General features: G+C 58.9%; 8 protein-coding genes. All 8 read left to right on the forward strand.

The window, feature by feature from the left end:
• The first annotated feature begins 33 nt into the window (after positions 1-33).
• Positions 34-240 (forward strand): ATP-binding protein, encoded by a 207-nt coding sequence (locus tag BM413_RS32205; RefSeq protein ID WP_244538153.1) that lies wholly within the window; start codon positions 34-36, stop codon positions 238-240.
• On the forward strand, positions 206-832 hold the full coding sequence (locus BM413_RS32210) for a response regulator transcription factor (protein WP_091918898.1): 627 nt from the start codon (positions 206-208) through the stop codon (positions 830-832). The genes BM413_RS32205 and BM413_RS32210 overlap by 35 nt, the downstream gene beginning before the upstream one ends.
• Positions 795-1,304, forward strand: a complete 510-nt coding sequence (locus tag BM413_RS32215) for a response regulator transcription factor (RefSeq protein WP_091918899.1) — start codon at positions 795-797, stop codon at positions 1,302-1,304. The genes BM413_RS32210 and BM413_RS32215 overlap by 38 nt, the downstream gene beginning before the upstream one ends.
• A gap of 308 nt (positions 1,305-1,612) precedes the next feature.
• Positions 1,613-2,593 carry a SphA family protein gene (locus BM413_RS32220; RefSeq protein WP_091918900.1) on the forward strand — a complete coding sequence of 327 codons (981 nt, stop codon included), beginning with the start codon at positions 1,613-1,615 and terminating at the stop codon, positions 2,591-2,593.
• Between the two features lie 23 nt (positions 2,594-2,616).
• On the forward strand, positions 2,617-3,024 hold the full coding sequence (locus BM413_RS32225) for a hypothetical protein (RefSeq protein ID WP_091918901.1): 408 nt from the start codon (positions 2,617-2,619) through the stop codon (positions 3,022-3,024).
• A gap of 82 nt (positions 3,025-3,106) precedes the next feature.
• Complete coding sequence (locus BM413_RS32230) at positions 3,107-4,420, forward strand: DUF3300 domain-containing protein (protein ID WP_244538152.1); 1,314 nt, start codon at positions 3,107-3,109, stop codon at positions 4,418-4,420.
• Positions 4,421-4,443: 23 nt separating this feature from the next.
• A complete protein-coding gene (locus BM413_RS32235; protein ID WP_091918903.1) occupies positions 4,444-5,394 on the forward strand; it encodes a DUF2950 domain-containing protein in 951 nt (316 codons plus the stop codon).
• A 73-nt stretch (positions 5,395-5,467) separates the two neighbouring features.
• On the forward strand, positions 5,468-5,604 hold a 137-nt coding region (locus BM413_RS32240), incomplete at its 3' end, for a formylglycine-generating enzyme family protein (protein WP_244538154.1).

A 5,604-nucleotide genomic window follows, 5' to 3' on the forward strand; every position in this document is an offset into this window, starting at 1 on the left:
GTCGATTCCGGTGACGGCATCCCGGCCGAAGCGATCAAGGAACTTTACCAGCCATTCTTCACGACCAAATCGCTCGGCCTTGGACTTGGGCTGCCGATCTGCAAATGGATAATCGAAGCACATGGCGGACGTCTGGCGGCGAAGAACAATTCCGGCGGTGGGGCCACATTCTTCATCGAACTACCGATTGCAGAGGAGCAACGACATGATCGCCCAGTCTCCGACAGTGTTTTTGGTTGACGACGACCCCTCGGTTTTGAGGGCGCTCACGCGCCTGCTGGATTCCGAGGGTTTCAAGACCTGTCCGTTTGCGACGCCGCAATCCTTTCTCGATCACTACGACCCAGACCTTCTAGGCTGCATCATTCTCGATGTGGCGATGCCTGATCTGACAGGCCTGGAACTTCAGAGCCGGTTGGGTGCTTCCGGCTCGGGAGCGCAGCCGATCATCTTTATTTCCGGGGAAAGCGACATTCCCACCAGCGTGTCGGCGATGCGGGAAGGCGCCAGCGATTTCCTGACCAAACCTGTCGACGCACCCGTTCTTCTGGCGGCCGTCAGGACAGCGATAGAACGCAGCCGAGGTTCATTGAAGTCCCGCCAGGAGCGGGCATTCCTTGAAGCGCGGTTTGCAAACCTGACGTCCCGGGAGAGAGAAGTCTTTGCCGGAGTCGTGGCTGGGATGATGAACAAGCAGGTCGCCGGCAAACTGGGGATCGTTGAAAAGACAGTGAAGGTTCACCGGGCCAGGGTCATGCAAAAGATGGAGGTTCGCACGCTTGCCGATCTTGTCCATGTCGCGGATCGTATGGGCTTTGCGGAAACACACTGATCCTTCTGGCGAGCTTATCAAGTCCGATGATGTGCGGCCAAGGTCCAACTATCGCCGCTTGAACGAAGTGGCTATGCCATGGATTATGGCCGAGCGATGCATAAGTGTTGCGGTGGTGGATGACGATGAATCGGTCCGCCGAGCCTTGGCCCGTCTTCTAAGGTCCGAATCCATCGAGGTCACCGGCTTTGGCTCCGGAACCGAGTTCCTGGAGGGCTTCAGTTCCATTGAGCTGCACTGCGTTATCCTCGATTTGCACATGCCTAATCTGGATGGGTTCGACGTTCTCCGTCATTTTGCCCGATTGCGGTATCGATGTCCGGTGATCGTCATGACGGGGCATGACAGCACCAAGGCGCGCGCTGAATCTTTTGCTCTGGGTGCCGTGAAATACCTGGCCAAGCCGTTCGACGCCGAACTCCTTGTCACCATGATAAGGCAAATCGCGGCGGATGGCGAAGCGCGTTCCTGAACCCACCGATCGTCATCACTCGCGCTTTAACTAATCTGACGCAGGTATCGCCCAGCCCTTATTGCCCTTTGGTCCAACTGTCGCGAGCACAGTGCGGTGGGCAATAGTATCGAACAACACACATCGCGCGGCGTACAACGAGCTGTAGCAACGTCATCCGTCGGGGAGCTGCTGTATGTTTCGCAATTCCTACTGTGAATGCGCACCCTGCCTAAGATATTCGGGGCTCGCAAAATCAACGCCGCCGGTTGTCATGAAGAACGGTCAGATATGTTTCGGCCGATACTCCCGGGACAGGAGAAATTCTGATGAAGGCTAGAACAGTCGCCACTCGTGCGGCCTTGTTGCCTGCTTTCCTGTGCCTTCAGGTTTCCGGCCTCTACGCCGCCGAGGGCGGTGCCGGGTTTTATCTCCTTGGCAGCAAGGGGCCGATGGCCGCCGCGCTTCCGCCTCCGGGCGTGTATTTCCAGAACGACGTCTACATCTATACCGGCGATCTAGGCGGCAATCGCGGACTGCCGTTGGGCGGCAAGATCGTCGCCGATGTCAAGGCGACGGCGATCATCGAAGTGCCCACGGCGATCTGGGTGACCCCATGGGAGATCGGCAGCGGTTCGCTGGCCTTCTCTCTTTCCCTGCCATTCGGGCAGAAGAATGTGGATGCGGGCCTGGAAATCGCAAATCCCGTTATCGGAAATCCGGTCTCATTCTCCCGCAGCGAAGACCGTTTCAGCTTCGGCGATCCGGTGGCCGCAGCCATGGTCGGCTGGCACTCTGGCAACTGGCATTGGCAGACCGGTGTGATGGTCAACATTCCGATCGGCGACTACAAGGACGGCTCGCTTTCCAACCTGTCCTTTAACCGCTGGGCAGCCGATGTGAACGCGGCGGTGACGTGGCTCGACCCGTCGACCGGTCTCGATCTATCAGTCGCCGCCGGCTTCACCTTCAACGGCGAAAACCCCGCCACCGACTACAAGACAGGCACCGAGTTTCACCTCGAATGGGCGATCTCGCAGAACTTCTCGAAGGAATTTTCGGCCGGACTGGTCGGCTACTACTACGACCAGGTCACCGGAGATAGCGGCGAGGGCGCCACGCTTGGCGACTTCAAAGGCAGGGTTGCCGCCATCGGCGCGACTGCAGCTTACAATTTCGAGGTCGGCAAGCTGCCGATATCTGCCCGCGTCAAATATTTCCATGAGTTTGACGCCAAAAATCGGGCCGAGGGAGATGCGGTGTTCCTGACACTCGCAATTCCATTAGCCGTTTCACAGGCCGGCCACTGACGTCTACCCACAAGGAGAGTCCGATGCGGGAAAAATTGGTTGCACTGCTTGTCGTCTCCACTCTGGCATCGGCGGGTCACGCCATGGCTGCATCGCTGGAAGCGATGCAGGGTGCCTGGACCATGGAAGGCACCGACTGTGCCGAGACCTTCAAGACGGTCGACGGGCATGTCCGATTCCAGGACCGGGGCTCAACGCTCAACACTGGGATCATCGTTTCGGGCAGCAAGATCGCGGGTCCGAACCAAAGCTGCACGGCAACCCGGATACATCAGCAGAAGAACCATATCACCGTTTCGCTGAGCTGCGCCGACGCCGTCATGTTCAGCGACATGTCAGTGTCGTTCAAGATAATCGGCAAAGACCGGTTCGAGCGTTTCGATCCCGTCTTCTCGGATGTTCTGGTGACCTACCACCGCTGCTCGCGGTGACTATCGAGATTTCTTTTGGCGTACCCGGATTGGAGTATTCCAGGTGAAGACTTTTCTACCGTTCAGTCTCCGGTCAGGTTGCTTGGCAGCGCTGGCGCTCGTCACAGTCGCAAGCTTTCCGGCTTATGCGCAGACTGCCGACAGTGACGCCGCCGCAACGCAACGGCAGGCCGAGCCACTGACACTCGACGAACTCAAGATACTGACCGCTCGCATCGCTCTCTATCCCGACGATCTTGTCGCGCTGTGCATCTCTGCATCTCTCTACCCGCTCCAGATCGTCCAGGCCGAGCGCTTCCTCGAGCAGAAGAAGACATCGACCGACTTGAAGCCGAGCGACAAGTGGGACGGTAGCATCTTGTCACTGCTCAACTATCCATCCGTCGTGAAAATGATGAACGACGATCTGGACTGGACCGAGCAGCTGGGTGACGCGACCGCAAACCAGCAGAAGGATGTGCTGGTCGCCATCCAACAACTGCGCGACGAGGCTGTCGCCAAGGGCGTTCTGAAGTCTAGCGAGCAGGTTCAGGTCGTCCATGAGAAGGACAAGGTGATCATCAAGTCGGCTGACCCGAAGACGGTCTACATTCCGACTTATCCGCCCGAGATGCTTTACGTGCCCGGCTATGTCGTTACCGGACCGCCGATCGTCTATGCGCCGTACCCTTCATACTATTACCCCACCGCGCCCTATTGGGCGGGGTTCGTTACCGGTGCGGCGTTTGCCGCGGTGGTTGATTGGGACCGTTGGGGCGCCTGGGGTGGCAATGTCGACATCGACGTCGATATCGGCGACCGCGTCAACTTCGACTTCAACAAAATCGACATCAACAACATCGATGTCGACAAGTTGAAGAACGTCGATTTCCGAAATATTGACCGCTCCAAAATCGATCTTCATAACGCGAATTTCGACAGCGATAAGCTCCGGCAGAACCTGGAAAGCAAGGACGTCAACAGCGTCGCCCGAAAGGCGAGGGATCGCGGCAGCCTTGGCGATCGTGCCGGTGCCGGCCAACTCCAGGCGCGCGCGCATGACCTTCAGGGCAAGGACGTTCGCAAGAACGTGGCCGAGGGTTTGAAGGATCGGCCCGGCGCCAAACTGCCCAAGCCTGGAACCGTGAAGCCAGCCGTTGCCAATGCCAGCGGGCAGCTCAAGGGTCCAAGAGTTACCAACAACCGGCCGACCGCGCAGCAGGTCAACCGGAAAGCCACATCGAAAATGCGACCCGCGGCGAGGATCGACGATCGTCCGCGCAAGCCGTCGGCGCTCGGCAACTATCAACCGGGCCGGATTGCCATGAACCATTCCGACCGCGGCTTCCAAAGCAGGGGTGGCGGCCAACGGGGATTTGTGCCGAGAGGCGGCGGCGGACGGTTGCACCGTCGATAGGAAGGCAGATCTGAGGAACCATCATGATCCGTCATGTCATTACGATCGTTCTTGCCGTGCCGCTGGGCTTCGCTCAGATCCACGCCGTTGGCGCACAGGAGCAGGACGGGAATGCGGCGCAGGACCTGCAGGCCTTCGTCGGTGCTCCGGCGCCAACTTTCGCCAGCGCTGAAGAACTCGCAGAGAATTTGAAGGCAGCCCTGATTTCAGGTGACAAGCCTGTGCTTGCCTCACTGCTCGGACTGTCGCCGGAAGAGGTCCAGAAGTCTGAGGAAGTCGAGACCGCGCTGCCGAGGTTGAAAGAGGCGGCTTCCGAGGCAGTCGTCGTGAAGGCGATCGGTGACGACCGCAGCGTGATCCTGCTTGGCGATGAGGTTTGGCCGTTTCCATTCCCGGCGGTCAAGGTTGACGGCCGCTGGTCGTTCGACACCGTCGACGGTCTTGAAGAGGTTATCAACCGCCGTATCGGCGAAAACGAGTTGACCGCGATCGCCAATATGCGCGGCTTTGTCGATGCCCAGGAAGAGTACCGCCAAATCGACTGGGATGAAGACGGCGTTACCGAATATGCGCAGAATCTGGTCAGTTCGCCCGGGACCTATGACGGGTTATATTGGGCGTCAGGCGACGGCGTGCCCGAAAGCCCGGTCGGAGGCCTGGTCGATGAAGCCGAGATATCGTCGGCCAAAAAAGACGGCTATTTCGGATACCGCTACCGAATACTGACCGGTCAGGGGGCCAATGTCGCCGGCGGCCAATACAGCTACATCATCAACGATCACATGATCGCGGGCTTTGCCCTGATCGCCACGCCCGCCCAGTACGACCGCACCGGCCTCATGAGCTTCATAGTGAACCAGTACGGCACCGTCTACGAAAAAGACCTTGGCAAGGATTCGACCGCGCTCGCAGAGAAGATAACCGCCTTCGACCCGGACGACAGCTGGTCCGTGGTCAGCGATCCCGGCGATTGAGGGCCATGTCATGAACATCCCCGACATTCGCCTCGACCGCGTCAAGGAAGCCGCAACGGCCTGCCCGCCGGGCATGGTGTTCGTTCCCGGTGGAACCTTCCGCATGGGGTCGGACGATCACTACAGGGAAGAGGCTCCCGCACACCGGGTGAAGGTCGACGGCTTCTTCATCGACAAGACGCCGGTGACGAACCGCCAGTTCAAGCAGTT

The organism is Mesorhizobium sp. YR577, assembly GCF_900116595.1.
In the GTDB taxonomy this organism is placed as follows: domain Bacteria; phylum Pseudomonadota; class Alphaproteobacteria; order Rhizobiales; family Rhizobiaceae; genus Mesorhizobium_M.